General features: G+C 43.5%; 9 protein-coding genes. 5 read left to right on the top strand and 4 right to left on the bottom strand.

Annotation, left to right across the window (positions count from 1 at the left end):
* Nucleotides 1–267 precede the first annotated feature (267 nt).
* Together gltX and AC13CC_RS04540 are read left to right on the top strand one after the other, a co-directional pair.
* A complete protein-coding gene (gene gltX, locus AC13CC_RS04545; RefSeq protein WP_482876947.1) occupies nucleotides 268–1,764 on the top strand; it encodes a glutamate--tRNA ligase in 1,497 nt (498 codons plus the stop codon).
* 93 nt (nucleotides 1,765–1,857) lie between these two features.
* A complete protein-coding gene (locus AC13CC_RS04540) occupies nucleotides 1,858–2,796 on the top strand; it encodes an SPFH domain-containing protein (protein WP_482876945.1) in 939 nt (312 codons plus the stop codon).
* 185 nt (nucleotides 2,797–2,981) lie between these two features.
* On the opposite strand, the gene AC13CC_RS04535 is transcribed toward AC13CC_RS04540, so the two are convergent.
* From AC13CC_RS04535 to AC13CC_RS04520, 4 genes are all read right to left on the bottom strand, one after another.
* The gene (locus AC13CC_RS04535) at nucleotides 2,982–3,197 is read right to left on the bottom strand and encodes a DUF6327 family protein (protein WP_482876944.1); all 216 of its coding nucleotides are present in this window, start codon (nucleotides 3,195–3,197) and stop codon (nucleotides 2,982–2,984) included.
* A complete protein-coding gene (locus AC13CC_RS04530; protein ID WP_482876943.1) occupies nucleotides 3,194–3,544 on the bottom strand; it encodes a hypothetical protein in 351 nt (116 codons plus the stop codon). Before AC13CC_RS04530 ends, AC13CC_RS04535 begins: the two co-directional genes overlap by 4 nt.
* Before the next feature lie 3 nt (nucleotides 3,545–3,547).
* Nucleotides 3,548–3,877: a YtxH domain-containing protein gene (locus AC13CC_RS04525; RefSeq protein WP_293166241.1), complete on the bottom strand. Its 330-nt coding sequence runs from the start codon at nucleotides 3,875–3,877 to the stop codon at nucleotides 3,548–3,550.
* A gap of 317 nt (nucleotides 3,878–4,194) precedes the next feature.
* Nucleotides 4,195–5,880 carry a glutamine--tRNA ligase/YqeY domain fusion protein gene (locus AC13CC_RS04520; RefSeq protein WP_482876941.1) on the bottom strand — a complete coding sequence of 562 codons (1,686 nt, stop codon included), beginning with the start codon at nucleotides 5,878–5,880 and terminating at the stop codon, nucleotides 4,195–4,197.
* A gap of 264 nt (nucleotides 5,881–6,144) precedes the next feature.
* Between AC13CC_RS04520 and AC13CC_RS04515 the strand changes: the two genes are divergently transcribed.
* Genes AC13CC_RS04515 through AC13CC_RS04505 form a run of 3 tightly spaced genes read left to right on the top strand, consistent with a single transcriptional unit; the run spans nucleotide 6,145 to nucleotide 24,127 of the window.
* A complete protein-coding gene (locus tag AC13CC_RS04515) occupies nucleotides 6,145–8,403 on the top strand; it encodes a T9SS type B sorting domain-containing protein (protein ID WP_482876939.1) in 2,259 nt (752 codons plus the stop codon).
* A gap of 6 nt (nucleotides 8,404–8,409) precedes the next feature.
* Nucleotides 8,410–10,479, top strand: a complete 2,070-nt coding sequence (locus AC13CC_RS04510; protein ID WP_482876937.1) for a PorP/SprF family type IX secretion system membrane protein — start codon at nucleotides 8,410–8,412, stop codon at nucleotides 10,477–10,479.
* Between the two features lie 13 nt (nucleotides 10,480–10,492).
* Nucleotides 10,493–24,127, top strand: a complete 13,635-nt coding sequence (locus AC13CC_RS04505; protein ID WP_482876935.1) for a T9SS type B sorting domain-containing protein — start codon at nucleotides 10,493–10,495, stop codon at nucleotides 24,125–24,127.
* Nucleotides 24,128–24,146 lie beyond the last annotated feature (19 nt).

Raw genomic sequence — 24,146 nt, 5'->3', positions numbered from 1 at the left:
TCCTAAAGTTAAAAACAAGAAGACTCCCTTTATCAATTGTTTGGTATAAAACCGTTTGATAAAGTCTTGCAGCTTAACGAGAATGTCTTGATATGCGTTCAAAATCGACACTAATTACAACCAAATTACCCGATCCTTGGTAAATCAAAAGAAAAAATTTGTTAAACCTTTATATTACAAGACCGGCAGAGTCAGAAAAAGACGAAATAAATTCCCTTTCCCATTCATTGTCGGGAATGTATCTTTGTGGTACAATCATACCCAATTATGAGTCAAAACATACGTGTTCGATTTGCGCCCAGCCCTACCGGGCCATTACATATTGGTGGTCTGCGCACCGCCTTATTCAATTATTTATTTGCCAAAAAACATGGTGGCGATTTTGTGCTACGTATTGAAGATACGGACCAAAACCGGTTTGTTGAGGGCGCGGAGGAATATATTATCGAGGCCTTGAACTGGTGTGGAATTCCTTTTGATGAAGGTCCGGGCAAAGAAGGTGGTTTTGGCCCATATCGACAAAGTGAGCGGAAGGGCCTGTACAAAGCCTACGCTTTGGAACTTATTGAAAAAGGTAAGGCCTATTACGCTTTTGATACTGCTGAAACTTTGGACCACCATAGAAGGGACCATGAAGCGAAAGGGAAGACATTTATATACAATTGGCACAACCGTTTAAAATTGACAAACTCACTTTCGCTATCCGAGGAAGAAGTGAAAGCTAAATTGGAGGCCAATGAGGATTATGTCATCCGCTTTAAATCTCCAGAGCATGAAGCGTTGTATTTGAACGATATCATCCGAGGTGAGATTAAAATTGAGACCAGCATTTTAGATGATAAGGTGTTGTTCAAAAGCGATGGTATGCCCACCTACCATTTGGCCAACATTGTGGATGACCATTTAATGCAGATCAGCCATGTAATCCGTGGAGAAGAATGGTTGCCTTCCTTGGCCCTCCATACACTTTTGTACGATGCCTTTGGATGGAAAACCCCAAAATTTGCACACCTACCCTTGATCATGAAACCAGTCGGAAAAGGCAAATTGAGCAAACGGGATGGCGAAAAAGGGGGCTTCCCCATTTTTCCGCTCACGTGGAACCAATCAGAAGGATACCGCGAGGCAGGCTTTTTCCCCGAAGCGGTGGTCAACTTCTTGGCCCTGTTGGGCTGGAATCCCGGCACCGAGCAAGAAATTTTTAGTTTGGAAGAACTTGTCAGCGCCTTTACCTTGGAACGTGTAAACAAATCGGGCGCTCGGTTCGACCCAGAAAAAAACAATTGGTATAATCAGCAGTGGTTACAAAGAAAGTCCGATAAAGAACTATCCGAATGGTTCGCTGCCGAACTGGCAAAAAAACAAATTTCGTCGGAACAGGATTACGTTCAAAAAGTAGTGTCCTTGATAAAGGAGCGCGCAAATTTTGTAAAGGATTTTTGGGAACTGGGAGACTATTTTTTTGAGGCACCGTCTTCATACAATGAGAAGGCCGTCAAAAAGCAATGGAAAGAAGGTACTCCGGAAATCATGGAACAGCTGGCATTGGTCCTGAACAACGTTCAAAAGTTTGAGTCTTCAACCATAGAAGAAAAAGTGAAAGAGTGGATATCCGACAACGAACTTTCCTTTGGAAAAGTGATGCCTCCCCTCCGCTTGATCATCGTTGGGGACATGAAAGGCCCTCATTTGTTCGATATCATGGAACTTATTGGCAAAGAGGAGTGTATTAACCGTATAAAAACCGCCATCGCCCAGCTATAGCATTGATGGATCTGTAACATTAATTGACGAATGGCTACTAATACTATGGCCAAGTTTCGTAATTTCCATTTCTAACATAAAATCATAAACACTATGGGCAACTATCTTTTTATACCTATTGCTTTTGTAGCGCTTGTCATTCTGTTCAAGTTCTTCTTTATTGTAAAACAACAAACGGCCGTGGCCGTGGAACGTTTTGGAAAATTCCATAGCATACGAAATTCCGGACTGCAATTGAAAATTCCTGTTATTGACCGTATCGCCGGTCGTTTAAGTTTGAAAATTCAACAGCTCGATGTCATCGTCGAGACCAAAACATTGGACGATGTTTTTGTAAAGTTGAAGGTTTCCGTTCAATACGTGGTTATCCGCGATAAGGTTTATGAAGCATTTTACCAATTGGAATATCCACATGATCAAATTACATCTTACGTTTTTGATGTAGTTCGTGCCGAAGTTCCAAAAATGAAACTGGATGATGTCTTTGTAAAAAAAGATGATATCGCAAACGCCGTTAAATCCGAATTGCAAGATGCCATGTTCGATTATGGTTTTGATATCATTAAGACCTTGGTTACCGACATTGACCCTGATGCCCAGGTAAAATCGGCCATGAACCGCATCAACGCATCGGAACGTGAAAAAATAGCGGCCCAATTCGAGGGTGATGCCCAACGTATTCTTATTGTTGAAAAAGCGAAAGCCGAGGCAGAAAGCAAAAGGTTACAGGGACAAGGTATTGCCGATCAACGTAGGGAAATTGCCCGTGGACTCGAAGAATCCGTGGAGGTTCTGAACAAAGTGGGCATCAATTCGCAGGAGGCATCTGCCCTTATTGTGGTAACCCAACATTACGATACCCTACAGGCCATTGGTGAAGAAACGGATACCAATTTAATTTTGTTGCCGAATTCCCCACAGGCAGGTAGCGATATGCTGAACAACATGGTGGCTTCCTTTACGGCAAGTAATCAAATTGGCGAGGCCATGAAGCGCAAACAAATCGAAAAAGATTCTTCTTCTGACTCTTAAATGTTATTTTAATAAAAAAGAAGAGGCAGCCTAAAAAGCTCGCTATCTGTCAGTTCGAGCGCAGGCATGAACCTAAATTATGTTGATAATCAATGGGTTTCGACTGCGCTTAACCTGACAAAGTCAAAAATTTATGCTTTTTAGAATTCAACCTCTTCTTCCATATAAAGTTTGAGGGCGATATACTAATCCAATTTTTTAAGCAGTTTTTTTGCAATAAAGGATATCGCAATTTTTTGTAGTAAGGGTGCCATTCCGCCAAGAATATTGGTTGGGTAAAGTTCTTTTTTGGTGTTTTGAACCGCAAGCTTTACTTTTTCCTCCTCAATCTGTCTTTGTAACTGTAAGATTTTAAGGTCGCGATCAATTTCTTTGAATGATGTGTATTGTGTCTGAATCATAATTCATCAAAATAAAATTTAGAAAACTCTTTTAAAAGCGGCTTTTCGATTTTGCTTCTCAACAGGAACATAGTTATACCTGTCAGTACATAAAATCCACCCACTACCAAAAAGCCCTCTGCTGTATTGCCAAGCATACTGCCTAACCAAAACGCAGCACTCAATGAAAGAAACAGTAGGGCAATAGAGGCTATTCCGCCGATTAACAGCAGTTTGGTCGCCATCGTAATGCCCTTCATCATGGACCGAAAACTTTGGAGTCGATAAAAATCCAGACTGTTCTTTACGTAAGACCTAACGCCATCCTCTACATCATCTATCTGTTCTTTAATATCCTCGAATGCCATATATTACTTCTGTAATTGGGCGTTCTTCTTTTTTAGGTCTTCCAATTTATTCTCCAACGCTACGAGAATATCATCCGCTTTATAGCTCATGTTGGAAAGTGTGTCCTCTAGCTTTTCCTCAAACTCTTCCTTTTTGGCATCGGCTGTCTTGCTGAACTCCTCTTTGGCATGTGTTATACTTTGGGCAATATCGTCTTTTGCCTTTACTGCACTTTTCTTAATTTTTTTTCTGGTCTTTTTTCCTTTGTCCGGTGCATACAAGATTCCTATTCCCGCTCCAACAACGGCTCCAGTTAATAATGCGGTTAATACGTTTCCAGTGTTATTTGACATACTATTGTAGCTTTTTAATTAAACATCAGTGAAAAATCATCAAGTCCCGTTTAAAAGGTGAAAAACCTCCTGACCCAATCGATTTACCCTAAAATTAATATAGGTACTGAACAAAAATTGATTCAATCGCTGCAAACCTTGACGCGTTAGCTAAATTTTGAAGATAAAATGAGAATAAGGCCTTCTATGCGCAGATTACGGCCCCGTCCAAGCAATTGGTCTCAACAATTAAAAAGTGCGGACATAGCTTTCCTGAAGAAGCTGTTTTTAATAAGAATCCTCGATGGACGGGTTGATTCAAATAAGGAAAAATTATGCTAGCTTTTTTGCTCCAATTTGGCCCAGGTATCCCTTAAGGTTGCCGTTCTGTTAAAGACCAAATTATCTGGAATGGAATCTTTGTCCACATTGAAATAACCCAATCGCTGAAATTGTACTTGGTCTCCGATTTTTAAATTCTTCAGGCTTGGCTCCAAATAGGCGGTTACCTTCTTTAAGGAATCCGGATTCACAAAATCCATAAAATCCTTATCCTTATGGCTATCGGGTGTTGGGTCGGAGAACAAACGATCGTACAACCTAACTTCGGCGGTTATGGCATGTGGTATGGAAACCCAATGCAAGGTTCCTTTAACTTTTCGCAAACTCTCCTCGGTTCCAGAACCACTTTTACTTTTGGGGTCGTAAGTACACTGCACTTCTATAATGTTGCCATCGTCATCCTTGGTACAGCTTTCAGCTTTGATGATGTATCCATTTTTTAAACGGACCTCACCCCCAAGCTTTAGTCTAAAAAACTTACGGTTTGCTTCTTCCCTAAAGTCTTCTTTTTCTATATACAATTCCCTTGAAAATGGCACTTTTCTACTGCCAGCCGATGGGTCTTCGGGATTGTTTTCCGCCTCCAACCATTCCTCTTCTCCTTCCCTATAATTGGTAAGTACCACTTTTAATGGGTTAAGTACCCCCATTACACGAGGAGCTATTTTATTGAGATGCTCCCTTACATGAAAATCGAGCAGGGCAACATCGACAACATTGTCCCGCTTGGCAATGCCAATGGTATCCGCAAAATTTATAATGGACTCCGGAGTAAAACCCCTTCTTCGCAAACCGGAAATTGTGGGCATTCTGGGATCATCCCAACCTGATACAACGCCCTTTTCCACCAATTGCAGTAATTTACGCTTGCTCACCACGGTATGGCTCAGGTTCCTACGGGCAAACTCCCGTTGCTTGGGTCGCAATCTATCAGAAGATACCACTTGGTCCAAAAACCAATCGTAAAGCTCTCTGTGAGGTAAAAACTCCAGTGTGCACAAGGAGTGCGATACCTGTTCAATGTAATCACTCTCACCGTGCGTCCAGTCGTACATCGGGTAAATACACCAATCGGTATTTGTTCGGTGGTGCGCCTTATGCAAGATTCGGTACATTACGGGATCACGCATCAACATATTGGAAGAGGCCATATCGATTTTGGCGCGTAGCACATGCGCGCCGTCCTTGAACTCCCCTTCTTTCATCCCCTTGAAGAGCTTTAAGTTCTCTTCAACAGAACGATTTCTATAAGGGCTTTCCTTTCCCGGTTCGGTCGGTGTCCCTTTTTGGCTGGCAATTTCCTCCGAAGATTGGCTATCAACGTAGGCCTTGCCATCCTTGATCAACTTTACGGCCCAATCGTACAACTGCTGAAAATAATCGGAGGCATAGCATTCCGTGGCCCATTCAAAGCCCAGCCAACTTACGTCCTCTTTAATGGCCTCCACATACTCCTTCTCCTCCTTTGCCGGGTTGGTATCATCGAAACGTAGGTTTACAGGTGCATTATAGCGCAATCCCAGGCCAAAATTGAGGCAAATGGAACTTGCGTGCCCAATGTGCAAATATCCATTGGGTTCGGGAGGAAAACGAAACCTCAGGTCTTCCTGTTTGTAACCCTTTGTAAGGTCTTCCTCAACAATGTGTTCTATAAAATTGAGCGATCGAGCTTCTTCTGCCATACCAATAATTTGATGCGCAAATGTAGTAAAATCCCGTGTTGATAGCTATTATTCGTTCATCTGTGTATACAAAATAGGCGATTTCACAACACTTTGGGTATAGCCTACAACAATATCTTTCCATTCATCGAAATTAGAGACATATTTGTTATTGAATACTATATGAAAAAGAGACGCCTGAACAACGTCTTTTTGAACGAATTCCAATTAAGGGGCACAAACTAACAGGGCTTATGGCCCATAACCTCTTAAATACCAACGGTGATGAAAAAAAGTAGTTCAACGTATAGCATTCTTGTTCTGGCCTTGGCTTTTATGCTACTTGGTGCTTTTGGTGCGCAAGCTCAGATACTCTACAAACCCGAGCCGGCAACCAACCCCAACCTTGGGGGAAACACAGCATGGACAGCTGTTTGCGCTTCCAATGGTTTCAATGAATATTATGTAAGCTTCAATTGGGACCCTCCCATGGTAGATAGCAACAACGAGTTTGTGCTGGAGCTATCGGATGCCGAGGGATATTTCTCTTCTCCCATTGAACTGGCCCGAGTTGGCGACAAGAACACAATTTTCGACTTTGAATTCATGTTTGCCCTTCCTACTGATATGAGGGGGGATAACTTTAAAATGAGAGTGCGGAGTACCTCTCCCGCAAAAACCAGCCCGGCTTCTGAGGCCTTTTCCATGTACTATATCGACTACAATTCACCGTTATTGATCAGTCAAAATGGAAGTGGAAACATTCCTTCAGGAGGCCTTATTCAATTATGCGGCGGTGGTTCCGTAACCTTAAAACCACACAATATCCCCGATGCTGCAAACTACATTTACAATTGGTACCGCAGTGGTACGTTGCTTGCGGAAAAATCAGAAAGCATCACCGTTTCTGAACCGGGCATATATTATGTGGAACTGGATTATGGTGAGTGCTCGGGCACGTCCAACACCTTATCCAACACCATTGAAATTTCTACAGGAACAAGTTCCGGTTTGGCCATAAATGGTGAAAGCAATGTGCAAATATGTCCTGGGGAAACACATGTACTGGAGTCCAGCATCAGTGGACAAGGGCTTACCTATACTTGGTACAAAGACGGAAGCATTGTCGGCGGACCGACCGTAGATGCCAGCACATTTACCGTTGATGCAGGAATTAGCGGTTTTGAAGGTTCCTATGAGGTGGAAGTATCCGGTTATGGGATTTGTACCGAACTATCCGAGCCTGTAACTGTTTCGGGCACAGGCTCTTTTGATATTACACTGAACAATGAAGAAAACATTGTGCTGCTTCCTTCGCAGACCAAAACATTGTCCGTTGGAACTACTGCATCAAGTGCAACATACCAATGGTTCAAGAACGGTACTGCCATCCCGGAGGCAACGAGCAACGCATTGACCATTGATGAGATAGGGGAATACTACGTAGAGGTTACGGAAAATGGCGGTTCTTGTAGCCCTGCCCCGGTAGCTTCAGCAAAAATTACCATTGTATCCCCCGATGCATTCGAATTTGTGGTAGACTATATCGGAACATATTCCTCTTGCGAAAATACCGATGCTACTTTAAGTCTTACCACTATTAATGCCGTAAGTGATAATGGTGCCACTACCAACGTGACCTCAGATTTACAAAACGCTTTTGATTATCAGTGGAAATTGAATGGTGCCGAAGTTTCAGGAGAGACGTCCAAGACCATCACAATATCCGATCAAGAGGACAACGGGGAATACACACTGTTTGGTTCTATTGATGCTTTTGAGGCATCGTCCAACAGCCTGCAGGTAAAACTGGCATCCAACGAAACACTCCAAATAACGGCCAATGGCACTGTGCTGTGTGAGGGAGGCGAAGCCATAGTACTTGAGAGCAGTGCAGACCTATCCAATGAATCTTTTAAATGGAAGAAAGATGGTAATACCGTTGATTCATCTTCCCAGAGTTTGACCGTCACGGAAACAGGTGTTTACCAACTTGTTATTACTTCCAACGAATGTGCATTGATATCCAACGAAGTAACCATTAGTGCATTTGATGAATCACTATTGGTGCTCGATAAATCCAAAGACCTCATCATTGTTGAGGGAGAGACCCAAACCCTTACCGCTAGCGGTGCAGATTCCTATGAATGGTATGATGCCGGTAACAACCTAATTTCTTCGAGCAGTTATCATGACTTTACCGAAGAAGGGCAGTACCTGTTGATTGCCTCCTTCGGGACATGTACCCTAAGCAAAGTGATTACTGTGACCTACAGGGATGTGTTTGCCATACCCAATGTTATTACCACCAATGGCGATGGTATTAACGATTTATGGGTATTGCCCAACTCATATTCCAGAGACCCCAACGTTCTTGTCACCATTTTTAATAAGCGGGGAGAACAGGTGTTTAGCCAATCCGGCTATGAAAACAATTGGCCACAATCCACCACATCGTTCAACAAACAAAGCATGATTTTCTATTACAAGATTACACGTGGTGGCAAAAGCCTGAAACAAGGAACTATCACTGTTATTAAATAAGCAGCAATGCAAACCAAGAAACCTCTACTATTACTTGCCTTCTTGCTACTTGCCCTCTCTGGAATGAGAGGACAGGAAGAAGGCAACTATGTGCCCTATAACGTCCCTTCCCAAAACCTTTTAAAGTTCAACCGGTTCTTATTGAACCCAACTTTTTCCACGGTTAGGGAGGACAAATCGTACATCAACCTTTTTCACAGAAACCAATCGGTATCTTTTGATGATAACAATCAAGTGTACTTCTTGAGCTATAGTGGTAGGGTGAGCGATAGAAGTGGTGTCGGTCTTAGCTTGTTTACCAACCGCGAAGGCCTTTTTAACAACTTTGGTGTACACGCCAATTATGCCTATGGTGTGCGATTGAGCCCCAAAAGCACATTCACCTTTGGTGCCAATGTTAGCTACTATCAAAGCTCATTTAATCAGGACAGGGTAAATTCCGTAGAGGTAGACCCGTTTTTGAATACTTTGGAGAGCAGTTCCCTGGTAAGCTTTCAACCCGGCTTTAATTTTTCCCTGGGCCGTTTTGACATTGGTGGTTTTGCAGAAAACCTATTTGACTACAACTTGAAAACAAGTGAGTCGGTAACCGATTTCAATGAGAAAACATATTCTGGGCATCTACAATATACCCATCAGTTTGAAAGCGGAAGGGGTATTATGGAAAGTGCCCGTTTAATGCCCTTGGCCAGAGTGCGCAAAGTAGGTGAAGAAAACATCACATTAGGTGGGAGCTTAATTCTTGACCTGCCTAAATTAGGCTGGGTGCAAGCAGGGTACGACGACTTTTATGGGGCATCGGCAGGACTTGGTTTTAATCTTACCAAAAACATATCTCTGGGTTATACCGTAGAAAAAGGCCTCTCCAACGAATTTGAAAATTTTGGTGTTACCCACGAAATATCATTGGCATACTCCTTTACGCCCAACCTTACCGAAGATCGTGTAATGCTCGAAACAGAGGGGGAAGAGTTGGTTTCCAATGATGAAGAAGTACCACAGGACAGTCTTAATATTACCGATAAGGATCTTGAAATTGCCCAACTAAAAGACAAACTGGCCGAAAACGACGCCATACTGGATGAGTTGTTGATGCGTCAAGATTCCATAGAATCAACGCGCAAACAAGACTTGGAGAGACGTTTTGAGACCGTAATGAAAATGGTCCAACGCGAAACCCGGGGTCAAAACCCCGCCTTGGAGCAAAAAGCCAAGGAAGTATACTTTGCCAATATGGACAGCGCCGATATCGTGACCCAAAGAAAACAACCTTTGGCCAACCACGGACTATCCAACAACACCTCGACCAAAAAGGTCATCAAGATCAACGGAACAAAAGGCAATGCCCGGGCAACTTACGCATCAAATTCAAGTGCAAAAAAAGATAATACCTATAGGCCTTCAAAAAGCAAAAAAACTGGTTTCAAGTCCCATGCGGTACCCAATGTGGAAAGCGGTCATTATTTGATTGCCAATGTTTTTAGAGATCCCGACAACCTAAATGCTTTTATTGAAAAACTAAGGGCTCAGGGAATTGATGCCGACTATTTCCAAAACCCAAAGAACGGTCTCAACTACGTTTACATTGGGGACTTTGGCAATAAAAAAGATGTTTTAGAAGCTTACCACAGCAAAATGAACGGCACATACCAAGGTGATGCCTGGGTAATGAACGTGAACAATGGTAACTCTCAAATAGCGGGGTATTCTGGAGAGGTCAACAAACGCAGCTCCAAATACGGAAACAATCTATTGTCCAAAAATGTGGCCAACAGTTCCAATGGAAAGCGCAATGTTGTGATCAGATCCCAATCCGTTGACGGACTGCCAGAGGGCTTTTACATCATTGCCAATGTTTTTGAAAGTTCATCAAGCGCCAAAGAGTTTGTAAAGGAACTGAATTCCAGAGGATTGCATGCAAGTTATTTTATAAACCCAGAGGACAAGCACAGGTACGTGTATTTGAAAAAGCACGAAACTTGGAATAACGCCTTAACATCTTACTATACCAAACTAAACGCTTCGTATAACGACGATATGTGGATTATGCGAATCAAGTTAAACACAACCATTTAAAAACCACCATACTATGAAAAAATCACTACTCAGGTGGGGCACATTAATCTGTATACTCTTGTTTTCGTATACAGGTATTTCACAAATTAAAGACACCTTTGATGTTCGTTATGAAAACAGGCTCAAAGGTGACATAACGTTTATCGCGAACAATATCGTCAACAGGGAAACTTCATCAGAAAGCCCTGAAGACCCCTATAACCTTACCGGGTCTGATTCCGAGTACAACGATAGGCTGAACATGCAGTACATTGATATTGATGGTGATCCTTCAACATTCAGCTCCAGTAGTGCAACATTGGCCGTTCCAGACCCCAGCTGTTCACAAATCAGGTATGCCGGGCTGTATTGGTCCGCCGTATATACAGATAGTGACCGAAGTGATTTCAACCAAGTAAAATTTAGGGTTCCCGGTGGTTCCTATGTTGATTTGACCGCGGACGAAATCCTATTTGATGGTTATAATGATGGCGATTTTGGGTACTATGCCCCTTACGCCTGTTATAAGGATGTGACTTCCATTGTTACTGGACTCACCAATCCACAAGGTGATTATTTTGTGGGCAACGTAAGGGCCAGTTCCGGTAGCACAATCCAAGGTGGTGTTTCTGGAGGATGGACCATGGTCGTCGTCTATGAAAACCCGACCTATCCAGGAAAATTCATCACTACCTTTGATGGTTATGCGGGTGTTAAGTCCGGAGAAACCGTGGACATTCCCTTTAGTGGGTTTACCACATTGCCCCCTCCTTTTCCTGTGCGGGCCAAATTGGGCGTGGCGACCTTGGAGGGCGACAATAGAATTACCGGGGATCAACTCGCCTTCAAGGCGGATAGCAATGGTTCTTTTACAACACTGTCGAACACTGTAAACCCCTCCAATAACTTTTTCAACAGTAATATTACCAACGAAGGAAGTATTGTTGCCACCCGAAATCCCAATAGTGAAAACACTTTAGGATGGGATGTGGATCTGTTTACCATTCCCAACCCGAGCAATTCCGTTATTCCCAATGATGAAACGGGAGCCACATTTAGGGCTTCGTCCACGCAAGACAAATATGACATTTTCTTTGCCTCAATAGATGTGGAGATCATAGAACCCAAGATAAACTTGGCCAAAACAGTTGAGGATATTGCGGGCAACGATATTACCGGACAAGGAGTGAACCTTGGACAATATTTGGATTATGTGCTTGCGTTTGAAAATGTGGGCAACGATGATGCGGTGGGCTATACCATCAGGGACGTACTGCCCATCAATGTAACCCTCGACGAGTCCAGTATAACCATGCCAACAGGCACAACCTATACTTTTGACCCGGCAACCCGAACCATTGTTTTTACTATTCCCGACAGTATAGTGGAAGAGGGAGATCCGGCAGCGACCATACGCATGCGGGTACAAGTGGCCGAAAACTGTTTTGACTTTATCGACGCCTGTACCGATATCATTGAAAACCTTGCTTACTCTACTTATAGTGGCGCAATAAATACGGCTCCCATAACCGACGACCCCAGTGTCTACGATTTTGACGGCTGTGGTTTTCCCTATCCCGGGGCTACCAATTTCCTTTTGGACGACCTTAGTGCCTGTAACTTTACTCGAACCGTTCAGCTCTGCGGCGAAAACGTGCTTTTAGATGCAGGTGACAATTTCGACAACTATACCTGGTATCGCGACGAAAATGGGAACAACACTATCGACATTGGTACCGATACGGTAATCACGGACAGTGATTCCGACAACGACCCAAGCACCATATTGGTAGATCAAACCGGAACTTACATGGTGGATAAGCAAGTTGCCGACCCCTGTAAGGATTTTGCCGAAATAATCGTTGTGGAGCTTTTTGGTGAAACACAGAGCAACCCCATTACGGCTTTGATCAACGATACCTCCAATACCATAGACGGGGATATTCTAGTATGTCCCAACGATGGTAGCGAACTGCCGGAAATTTTCTTGTGTGGACTAAATGACACCGAACTCATTCAAATCAATATTCCAGATGCCCAGAGCATCGTTTGGGAAAAGTTGGATGAAGCTAGCTGTACGGAAGCTACCGATGGATGTGCCAACACCAATGCCAGTTGTACTTGGAACACGGTTGATACGGGCAATGACTTTTTAGCCTCGGATTCCGGCCAGTACCGATTGGTCATCAACTATCAAAACGGATGTTTTAGTCGGTTCTATTTCAATATCTACAAAAACCCACTAGACCCACAATACACTTCCAGGGATATTATCTGTGATACTCCCGGAAACATTACGGTAACCAATATGCCTTTGAGCTACGAGTACCAACTTGTAGACCAAACCACGGGCAATGTATTGGTTCCCTACGGACCAAGCCCAAGTTTCGATATTACCACAAATGGAGCTTATATGGTAGAAATGAGACAAGAGGGCGTAACCGATGGTTGCGTATTTGTACTCGACAATATTGGTATTCTCGAAAGGGATTTTCAAGTGGACATTACCGCCCAAAATACAAGTTGTAATGATTTGGGTGCAATTTCCATTTCCGTTTTGGATGTGGAACCACAATACTATTACACCATTTCCCAAGGCGGCGTAGAGGTGGATACCCATGGTCCGACCACAGACAATAATTATACCTTTGAAAACCTAAATGGTGGGGTTTACGATGTTGCTGTTTCCACTGACGATGGATGTGCCTATACGGAACAGGTCACCATTCTTGATGAATCAAACCTGGAACTGACCGCAAGGATTTCACAGCACATTACCTGTAAGGAGGGAAACATTTTAATGGATTCCAAAGGAGGCAAAACTCCTCATGTGTATGCTATCTGGTCCTTTGTAGACAGAAACGGGGTCACACAAATTTCATACCCCTCGGTTGCGGATATACCTGCCTCGGAATTCCAGACAGAACAAATTTTTGACGTAGTTGGCGCTGCGGGAGCCGGCACATATACCTACGTGGTCCTGGACAGGAACAACTGCTACGATATTTCCAATCCCGTTACCATTGAGTTTAGGCCCGCTGCAGAGTATAATGCAACATCCGTAACGGATGTATCGTGTTACGGAGAGTCCACAGGTACAATTTCCTTTAATTTGGTAGACGATAATGGGTACCAACTTACTTACTATTTGTTTGATGCAACTGGCTTTGACGAAGAAAACTACGACTTTGCCAATGCCTTGGCCACCAACTCATCAGGAAACTTCCCTGGTTTGTCCAGTGGCGATTACGTAGTGGTCATCAACCAACGAAAAGGTAGTGCCGCTTGTGATTATTATGAGTATCACAGCATCGACGCACCAACTGCTGCCCTGGATTTGGATGCCGTCATAGTACAAGAGTACAGTTGTTTGCAAGACGGCATTATCGAAGCCCAAAATGTAACAGGTGGTACCACACCCTACCAATACAGCATAGACGGGGTGACTTTTGACAGTTCTCCTACTTTCTCCAATCTAACAGATGGTACCTATACCATAACTGTAAGGGACGCCAATGGTTGTATATTTTCCGATGCTATTACAATAGCCCCATTGGACCCACCAACAGACTTGGTCTTCAATTCCACGGTTCCAGGATGTCCCGATCAAACTTCGGATGTAACAGTAACCGTTTCTGGGGGAACAGCTGCCTTTGTTTACGAAATTATTGCCCCCTCTCCCGTAGCGCCAAATACCACTTCCGGAGATACAGCCACTTTTAATGATCTAGACCCGGACACTTATACCTTCAGGGTTACCGATGCCACTGGATGTGTTTACACGGAAAGCTATACCATTGCCCCAACAACGCCAATAGGTGTTGTGGGCCAAGTAATGGCCAATATAAGCTGTATTGATGCTGAAGATGGTGAAGCCCTTTTCACGGTTTCCGGATTTAATACCTCATACGATTACACCATAACCGGGCCTTCGGCATATTCCAATACAGGAACTGCCCAAACCAATGCTTCCGTTTCAATAAGTAATTTGGAGGCCGGCACTTACAACATTGCAGTAACAGACAATGAAACCAATTGTACCGATACGGCAACCGTAACTATTGACGCTCCACCTTCACCCATTGATGCAACACCAACAATTGAACAGCCTACATGTATAGTAGATGGGTCGGTGAATATTACGGCCACGGGCGGATGGGGAAGCTATACTTACGAAATTATTTCCGGCCCCACCGGTTATACTCCTCCAGCACCACAATCCAACGGCTTGTTCGGCAATTTGACCATTGGGGGCGACTATACCTTCAAAGTTACGGATGCGAACGGTTGTGAATTCACGGATATCTTCACCATTAATGAGGCTGTTGCACCCGTTCTAGAAATTGTCCCCAACGATATTTGTTATGATGATGCCACAGGTTTGACTCTGACTGCCAATGTCACTGATGGTGGCGACGGAAATTATCAGTATAGCTTAAACGGAGGTCCCTTTGGAACAAACCATGTGTTTACCGGGCTTGCACCAGGAAATTACACGATTGAGGTTAGGGACGGTAACGATTGTACCGATACCGCTTCCATAACCGTAGATCCGGAACTTAGTGTTGTAGCTTCAGCTCCAAACATTACTGCTTGTGGAACGGATACAGATATAACCATTACCGCAGCCGGTGGAGATGGAAATTATGTGTATGCCGTGGTTGGCGATGGAGCAACTCCATCTGCAGTTGATTTTTCACCAACAAACCCAATTACGGTAACAAGTGCAGGAGATTACGATGTATATGTTAGAGATAATGGCGGAGCTTCAGGATATTGCCAGGCCACTTATGATATCACTATTACACAAGACGATCCATTGGCCATTACCCCAAATATTACTAATGTTAATTGTAATGGGGGTTCCGATGGAAGCATTGTTTTAAATGTAACTGGTGGAGAACCTCCCTATATGTACAGTATAGACAATGGGGCAACCTATCAAACATCAAACACCTTTGTAAACCTACCGGCCGGAACATACGATATAAGTGTAACAGACGCCAACAACTGTCCTGTTACAACTCAGGTAACTATTACAGAGCCCGACCCAATTGTTGCTGAAGCTGAAATCACACAAGAATACACCTGTACGCAACTGGGCGAAATCACCGTGGGCAGTATTACACCTACCTCTGGAGGCTCAGGGAGCTTTGAATACAGTTTGAATGGCGGAACTTGGACCACTTCCACCGTTTTTGCAGGATTGGAAGATGGTTCCTATAGTATTCGTGTGCGTGATGCCAATGAAATAGATTGTTTCATCACTTTACCAGAAATCATAATTGCACCTCTTCCTGTTGAACCAACCCTGAGTACAACCGTTACCTATAATTGTGATGGTACTGCTGATGTAACCGTGCTACCTTTGGATGCATCTTATACCTATAGTTTAAATGGCGGAACACCACAAATAGGGAACAATGTTTTCAGTGGAGTTGCTTCAGGAACACATACTATTGAGGTAGATTACGGAAGTGAATGTACAGTTACAACCTCTGTAAATGTAGAACCGGGATATGCTTTTGATGGAGCCATTACCGCCCACACGGACATTACTTGTAACGGCGATGCCGATGGTACCATCACTTTTGAAGCCGAAAACTTTGATTCAAGTATTGGTTTTGAATATGAAATTAACAATAGTGGTGTGTTTACCACTTCTACAACAAGTCCAATAACCATTACTGGATTAGCAGCAGGAACACATACCATCAACATAAGAGATTTAAGAGACCCTGCATGCTCCGAAATGTTGAGCCAAACCTTAACACAACCCGATGTGGTTGATGTTTCTGCTTCCGTTACTACAGAGTTAACCTGTACCAATGGTGGGGCAACCATTACCGCCACTGCTACGGGAGGTACACCGGCTTATCAATATCAATTGGAAGATACAAGTGGTACGCCCATTGTTACCTACCAATCTTCCAATGAGTTCCCTGGACTTGCCGCAGGCGATTATGTGGTAAGGGTACAGGATGCCAATATGTGTGAGGATGTAACCGGAACCATAACCGTAGTACCCCCTGCCGATATTGTGTTTAATGTAACACCAACCTTATGTTATAGTGGCAACAACGATGGGAGCATCCAAGTAGATGTAACCAGCGGGAACGGAAACTATCAGTTTAGTATAAATGGTGGCGCTTGGATGACACCTTCTATCCCAACTGATACAACCTATACTTTTGAAAACTTAACAGCAGGAACTTACACCATTGATGTAAGGGATAATTATGGTTGTTCTGCTACGGATACTGCCATTATCAATCCTGCTTTGACTGCTTCGGCCTTCCTCGATAGCGATTTGACTTGTTTGGACGATGCAAGTATTACCATAACTGCAAATGGAGGTGCATCTCCTTACTCCTATCAATGGTCCAACGATGGCGGAACTACTTATAATTCATCTGGATTTACTGGCAACGTGTTCAATACAAACACAGATGGAACCTATACCTTCCTTGTAACCGATTCTGCTGGTTGTACAACAACGACCAACAGTATTATAGTAACGCCTGCCACACAACCCGTGATAAGCAGTGTTACACCAACCGACATATTGTGTAATGGGGAAAGCACCGGTGCTTTGGATGTTGTTATTGACACTTCCGTGGGGGTTCCGCCTTATACCATAAATGTATACGAAACAATTACTGGTACAGACTATTTAACACAAACCACAGGATTACCTGCCGGTTCTTACGAAGTAACTGTAACCGATGACAAAGGTTGTGTATCAGATCCATTCCCAGTAGTTATTTCCGAGCCGACAGCAATCGTTCCAAACACAACACATACAAATTTAACCTGTGCGGCAAGTGGTACAGAATTAGGAACCATTACGGTAGATGCCTCGGGAGGAACACCAACTTATATATACGAGGTATTTAATAATGATCATAGTGTAAACTTAACCTATGATACATCTGCAGGAACCAATGACCACACATTCACTGGATTGGATTTTGGTGATTATACTGTTGTAGTCACTGATTCCAATGGATGTCAAAATATATCAACGGTGACCATAACCACAGGGCCCGATGTGTTGATAACTACACAAGCAACTGCAGGTTGTGCTCCTGGCAGTGGTGAAATGTTAGTGGAGGCAGACGCTCAGAATGGGACATTGGGAACAGGAGTTTTTTATTTTGCCCTATATCCAGCTCCTACATTTAATGCGTCCGACCCTGCTTGGTTTCCAGAGGATCCAACTCCAGCCCCTGACAATTCACACTTGTTCACAGGCTTGACACCGGGTGTTACTTATACCTTTATAGTCTATGATGAGGATACCAGATGTGAATATATTCAGGAGGCCACTGTTCCTGTATCCACAACTTCTACCTTGTCGTCATCCATTGACACAGTCACCGATATTACCTGTACGGGAGCTACAGATGGTAGTGTCGATTTTACGATTTGGGGATACGGAGGAACCAATGTTAATTTTGAGATCTTTACCTATATAACCAATAACACAACTGGAATAACCGGAACAATATCTGGTGCAGTTGGCGGCCCTGAAACAGGCACAGCAACTGGGCTAAGTCCTGGAGAATATTATATTCTTTATGAAGAAGAAAATGGTTGTGTTTCGGCATCTGATTCCTTTGTAATACAACAATCACCAACATTGCTTGAGGTAATCGCTGATTCCCCAACCAATGACAATTGCAACCCAAATGCTGGGGTAATAACAGCAAATGCTCAATTTGGTACCGCTCCCTACGAATTCCAATATATTTTGGCTTCTTCGGGGTTTGTACCAACAGCTGCCGACAGTGGCTGGACCAGCAATACAAGCGTAAATGTTGAGGCGGGCGATTACATTGTATATGTGAAAGATGCCAACAACTGTATTCAAAGTGACCCTGTAACCGTACTTCTCGACCCTAGTCCAGAAATATCCATTGCCGTTGTAAATGAATGTGTGGATGAAGGCTTGTTCGAGGTAATGGTCACTTTGGATAATCCATCTGTAACCATGACGCCTTTCCAAATCAGTGTAAACGGAGCAGCGTTCCAAAACTTTACATTTGATGGAAGCAACCAGTATCTGATTTCCGGATTGAGTTCAGGATTGGGTCAAACTGTTGAGGTAAGAGACTTAAACGGTTGTATTGATTCCGAAACATTCGATATACACCCACCACTTGAATTCAACGTAATTCAAACCGTGGCTTTGGATTGCGAGTCTGGCACCAATGCTTATGCAGAATTGGAAATCGAAGTGATTTCTGGATCAGGAAATTATGAATTTATCATAAATGGACCGGGAACGGCATACGATATGCCCCAAAGCACCTTGACCCTTGACGCTTCCAACAAGTTTGTTTGGGACGGTGCAGGAGCTGCTGGAAGATATGACGTTATCGTCTTTGATATGGGCACAGCACCGCCAAACTGTCCAAAAACAGTTACCATAGATGTGCCCGAAGCTCCCTATCCATCATTTACTTACACTTATACAGATGTTACTTGTTATGAGGCCGCCGATGGCACCATTTCCGTACAAGCTGTGGACAATGGGATAGGTCCCTATACCTTTGAGATCATTGCGGCATCCGATGGTTCCATCAGTACACCAATTGCTCCTTCAATCTCAACGGCTACCACGGCTACTTTTACCAACCTTGAAGGTTCCGCAACAGGTATTACCTATGACATTCAGGTTAGCGCGTCAAATAATTGTACCGATACTCAAACGATAACCATTACCGAACCAGACCCCATTGCTTTGACTACCAATGTGGTCGAGTTTGCCTGTGCCGTAGGTAACAACACAGACAACGCCAGTATTACTGTAAATACAATAACGGGAGGTAGCGGCAACTATGTAACTTATGAGTTTATTGAAGAGGATGATCCAAACACCGCAGCAGTTGAAGTGCCAACCGTTGTTCAATCCGGTAGTAATCCTACTTACATTGAAACCGATACAGCTGGAGGAAACTATACCATTAATGTATATGATGACAATGGTTGTCTGGGGACAACAACAGCGGTTATTGCTCCTTATGATCAAATAACCAATGCCCCAGCTGCCATTACAAACCCATTAAGCTGTACTCCAGGCATGGATGGGGAAATTACCATTACGGTAACATCGACTTTAGGCGATTCATCCCGTTTTCAATACAGTGACGACAACGGTAGTACTTGGAAAGATTCCAATGTGTTCGGTGGTTTGGATGCGGGTACCCACAATTTCTTGGTACGCCATAAGGATACAGGTTGTATGGTTTCAACTTCAGAAACCATTACCGACCCCAACACATTCGATATTGATGTGGATGTGGTAAACAATGTAATTTGTTATGGATCAGCTACAGGCGAAGTAACCTTTGAACTTGTGGATGCCACATATACAGGAGGATTTAATTGGACTGTTTACGATGACGGTGGAAATCCAGTGGATAGTGGTATTTCAGCCACTAAAGGGCCAACTGCCCCTATTTCATTGCCAACTGGAAGCTATACCGTTGAGATTTCCCAAGGTGCATTCCCGGAATGTACCAATGAGGAAGCCTTCAACATTGCAGGACCTAATGCGGCAATTACAGGAAATAGGGTTGTAACTCCGATAACCTGTAATCCTGGAAACGATGGTATTATTGAAATAACAGCTTCTGGTGGATGGGGAGGATATTCCTACTACGTAGACACAACACCAAACCCCGATCCAAACGATTCGTCCAACTATGTTTCCACGCCTAGGTTCGAAAACCTTACGGCAGGTACTTATGAGGTTTGGATCATAGATCAAGAAGGATGTGCTTTACAATTACCCTATGTTGTATTGAGCGTTCCAGACCCTATCGTGGCAGATTTGAGAATCAATAACGACAATTGTGCTGCCTTTGAAGGGGAAATAGAAGTTGTTGGCATACCTGCCACTAATCCTGTTACGGGAGGCCAAGGTAGTAACTATAGCTATCAATTGATCAAGGATGAAAGCAACTTTGGGTCTCCCCAATCAAGTAACATTTTCCGTGGATTGGGTGCTGGTTCTTACGAAGTTCTGATTATTGATCAATGGGGCTGTTCTGAAACCGTTGGTCCCATGGAACTATATGATGTAATGACCCTTACCAATACTACGGTGGTCAAGCCTATAACCTGTGATCCGAGCAATCCAGGAGGTGAGGTCAGACTGACCGTCTCAGGGGGTTCCTCAGATTATTCCTATGAAGTGTTGTTCCCCGATAATAGTACAGCCACCAGTCCAAATGGGGTGTTTACTGGGCTTGATCAAGTAGGAACATATACTTTCACAATCACGGATAACAATACTACATCCTCCAATTGTGAAATCATTGTTACCCAAGAGCTGGATGCCCCGGTAGATCCAGAGCTATTACCTGCAACCATTGTCGATGTAAGCTGTTTTGGAGGAAGTGATGGCAGTATCTCCGCCAATCTTGACCCCACAACGGATGACAATCCGCCATACCAATATGAATTAATTGAAGCAGGTACTGTAATTAGATCCTTACAGGAAGAGCCCTTGTTTCAAGGTCTTCCTGCAGGAGATTACCAAGTACGTGTGGTTTCCGAAAGGGGTTGTGAGGATACAATTGATGCCCGTGTGGACGAACCCACACAGCTTAGCGCTGGAGTTACCGATGTTTCTCAATTAACCTGTAATGCTACAAATGGAACGCAACAGGCCGAAATAGAAGTAACCATTGACCCAACTAGTGGTACGCCAAACTACTTCTACAGTGTAAATGGTGGTGCCTTTATGCCAACCGGCGGAAATGTCTTCACTTATTACACTTCCGTGGCCGATGATTATGATATAGTTATAAGGGACAGCAATGGATGTACCTATGCATTGCCTACTCAAACAATAGATCCATTACCTCAAATGGATTTGAACATAACCAATGTGGTTGATATAACTTGTGCAAATAGTGGAGAAGAAATCACGGTAATTGCGAGCGGACAATCATCTCCCTATAATCTGACCTTTGAGGTTTTGGAAACCGGGGATATACAAACAGTTTCAACTGATAGATATACATTTACGCTTCCTAACCATGGAAACTATACCATTCAGGTAACGGATAATGGTACTGGATGCTACGAGTTTATCACCCATACCGTCGAACCTTATGACCTTATAGATGTAACGGCCACCGCCACATCACCGGCAGTTTGTTTTGATGATGCGGGAGAATTGACAATTGATGTAACGGGCTATACAGGAGCTTACAATTATGAAGTGTTCAGAAATGATGGCACCCTAATTGTATCAGGTAATGCAAACACGTCAACAGGATCATTGGCAATAACCCATCCTGATTTGGTAGGTGGTAACTATTATGTTGAAGTAGAAGCTACCGAAGCGCCATTCTGTGATGCTAGATCTGGTTCGGTGACCATTATATCACCAAGCAGTGAATTGGCGGTTGTCCCAGAGCAGGTGGCCAGCGTTACCTGTACAGATGATATGGGTGAAGTACTCATTGCTCCGACAGGTGGTTATGCTCCTTACGATATAGTATTGACCAATATTACCACCACACAATCCTACACTATGAACGATGTACATAGTTATGTGTTCACTGGTCTTTCCGCTGGTTCTTATGAAGTAAGGGTAACCGATAGTGAAGGTTGTGAAATTATCGATAATACTTCTTTAACCTTAGATCCTGTAGATCCAATTACTGCAGACATTGATGCTGCTCCAATTGACCTATTGTGCTTTGGGGATGAAAGTGCATCCGTATGGGCGTACAATGTTGTTGGAGGTGAAGGTTCTTACAACTACCTGTTGAACTATTATGATGAAACCGGAACAAACATTGTGTTTACTTCTGGTGAACAAGGAAGCCCAAGATTCAATAATCTGGGTGCCGGAACCTACAGCATCACCATTACCGATGGTTGGAACTGTAGTTTTACAACAGATCCAGTAACCATAACTGAACCATCCGAAGTAATGGCTTCTTTGGTACAATTGAGCGGAATGACCTGCAACGATGATGCTCAACTGGAATTAACGGCATCAGGAGGTACTGCACCTTATTTTTATAGTACCGATGGTGTTACGTTTAACCCAATGAGCGGTGGGGACACCCATACATTCAATGTTGGTGCAGGTACTTATCAATATTATGTGCGTGATGCCAATGGTTGTGATGCCATGATATCAAACCAAATAACTGTTGAGGAAGTTCCGGAATTGATGCTGGAAATCGACGAGTCCGCGGCCATTATCAACTGTATGGGGGAGGCATCCGCTACCATTATTGCACAAGCAACTGGTGGTTTGGGCAATTACAGATATGAGTTGTTCACCGATGCAGCCTTGACCAACTTGGTAGATGGCCCGCAAACCAATGGAACATTCAACGAATTGACAGCTGGTGAATACTACATAAGGGTAACCAGTGAGGACTGTGTTGAGGTATCTCCTGTAATTACTATAGTTGATCCAGCACCACTACAGGTAGATAGAGAAGAATTTACCAATATTACATGTTCGGGAATGAACGACGGTACAATTACTGTTGAAGTGTCGGGGGGAACAGGTGAAATCCAATACGCCATTTCACCTAATCTAGATCAGTTTGATACGACGAACACATTTACTGATCTAGAACCCGGCATCTATGATGTAATCGCTCAGGATGCGAATGGATGTTTCATTACCTTCCAGTTTGAGATTACACAACCGGAACCTGTCGTGGCCGAAGCCATAAACGTTATGGATGAGGTATGTTTTGAAAGTGGGGATGGTTCGTTCGAAATTCAAATATCCGGAGGTACTGCCCCGTATCAAACAAGCCTGAATTCCAGTGCCGATGGAAACTTTGTTCAAGATCAGGTCTTGTTCCAAGATCTGCCCGCAGGAACGCATGTAGTATTTGTAAGGGATGCCCAAGGTTGCGAAACCAACGTAATTGTGGAAATTGATCCAGGAGTAAACTTGGCAGCTACCGTAACGCCCGTTTACGAGTGTACCGAAAATATTCCTGATAATTACTTGGACATCTTACTGGAAGATGAATCCATTGCAGGAGACCTAATGTATGCCCTGGATTCGACAGATCCAGCAGATATGCAACTATCCGCTGATTTTACCAACATGGCACCGGGCGACCATTACATCACCATTGCACATGCCAATGGATGTATGACCACTTATGACTTTACCATTGAAACATTCGAACCACTTGTCCTAAGCTTGGAGAACAACACCATTAACCAAATTACAGCAATTGCAGAAGGTGGTGTGGAGGATTATACCTTCTACTTCAACGGCATTGATAACGGAACCGATAATACGTTCTATATCAACAGGACCGGTACCTATACCGTTACCGTGGTAGATCAAAACGGTTGTGAGGCCACGGCTGAGATTTTTATGGAATTCATAGATATCGAGTTCCCCAACTTCTTTACCCCGGATGGCGATGGCCGTAATGATATTTGGATACCTGACAACATTGAAGGTTTCCCAGATGTACTAATTAAGATTTATGATCGTTATGGTAGAGTAGTGGAAGAGATGACCCGAAACGTTAAAGGTTGGGACGGTAATTACGATGGAAAACCATTGCCGACCGGAGATTACTGGTATGTTGTTAAACTTGAAGGAGAACAAGACTTCAGAGAGTTTGTGGGCCACTTTACATTATATAGGGAATAACATAACCTATTACTTAGAC

The sequence above is a fragment of the Flagellimonas sp. L-11 genome (genome assembly GCF_056857735.1).
Note: the sequence above shows the minus strand (reverse complement) of the source record. Positions and strands in the feature narration are given on the sequence as shown.

What these genes read in the sequence shown, in the direction of transcription:
- AC13CC_RS04505 (WP_482876935.1), top strand. Translation starts at nt 10,493, where the DNA reads ATGAAAAAATCACTACTCAGGTGGGGCACATTAATCTGTATACTCTTG.
- AC13CC_RS04540 (WP_482876945.1), top strand. Translation starts at nt 1,858, where the DNA reads ATGGGCAACTATCTTTTTATACCTATTGCTTTTGTAGCGCTTGTCATT.
- AC13CC_RS04520 (WP_482876941.1), bottom strand. Translation starts at nt 5,880, where the DNA reads ATGGCAGAAGAAGCTCGATCGCTCAATTTTATAGAACACATTGTTGAG.
- AC13CC_RS04525 (WP_293166241.1), bottom strand. Translation starts at nt 3,877, where the DNA reads ATGTCAAATAACACTGGAAACGTATTAACCGCATTATTAACTGGAGCC.
- AC13CC_RS04535 (WP_482876944.1), bottom strand. Translation starts at nt 3,197, where the DNA reads ATGATTCAGACACAATACACATCATTCAAAGAAATTGATCGCGACCTT.
- AC13CC_RS04515 (WP_482876939.1), top strand. Translation starts at nt 6,145, where the DNA reads ATGAAAAAAAGTAGTTCAACGTATAGCATTCTTGTTCTGGCCTTGGCT.
- AC13CC_RS04530 (WP_482876943.1), bottom strand. Translation starts at nt 3,544, where the DNA reads ATGGCATTCGAGGATATTAAAGAACAGATAGATGATGTAGAGGATGGC.
- AC13CC_RS04510 (WP_482876937.1), top strand. Translation starts at nt 8,410, where the DNA reads ATGCAAACCAAGAAACCTCTACTATTACTTGCCTTCTTGCTACTTGCC.
- gltX (WP_482876947.1), top strand. Translation starts at nt 268, where the DNA reads ATGAGTCAAAACATACGTGTTCGATTTGCGCCCAGCCCTACCGGGCCA.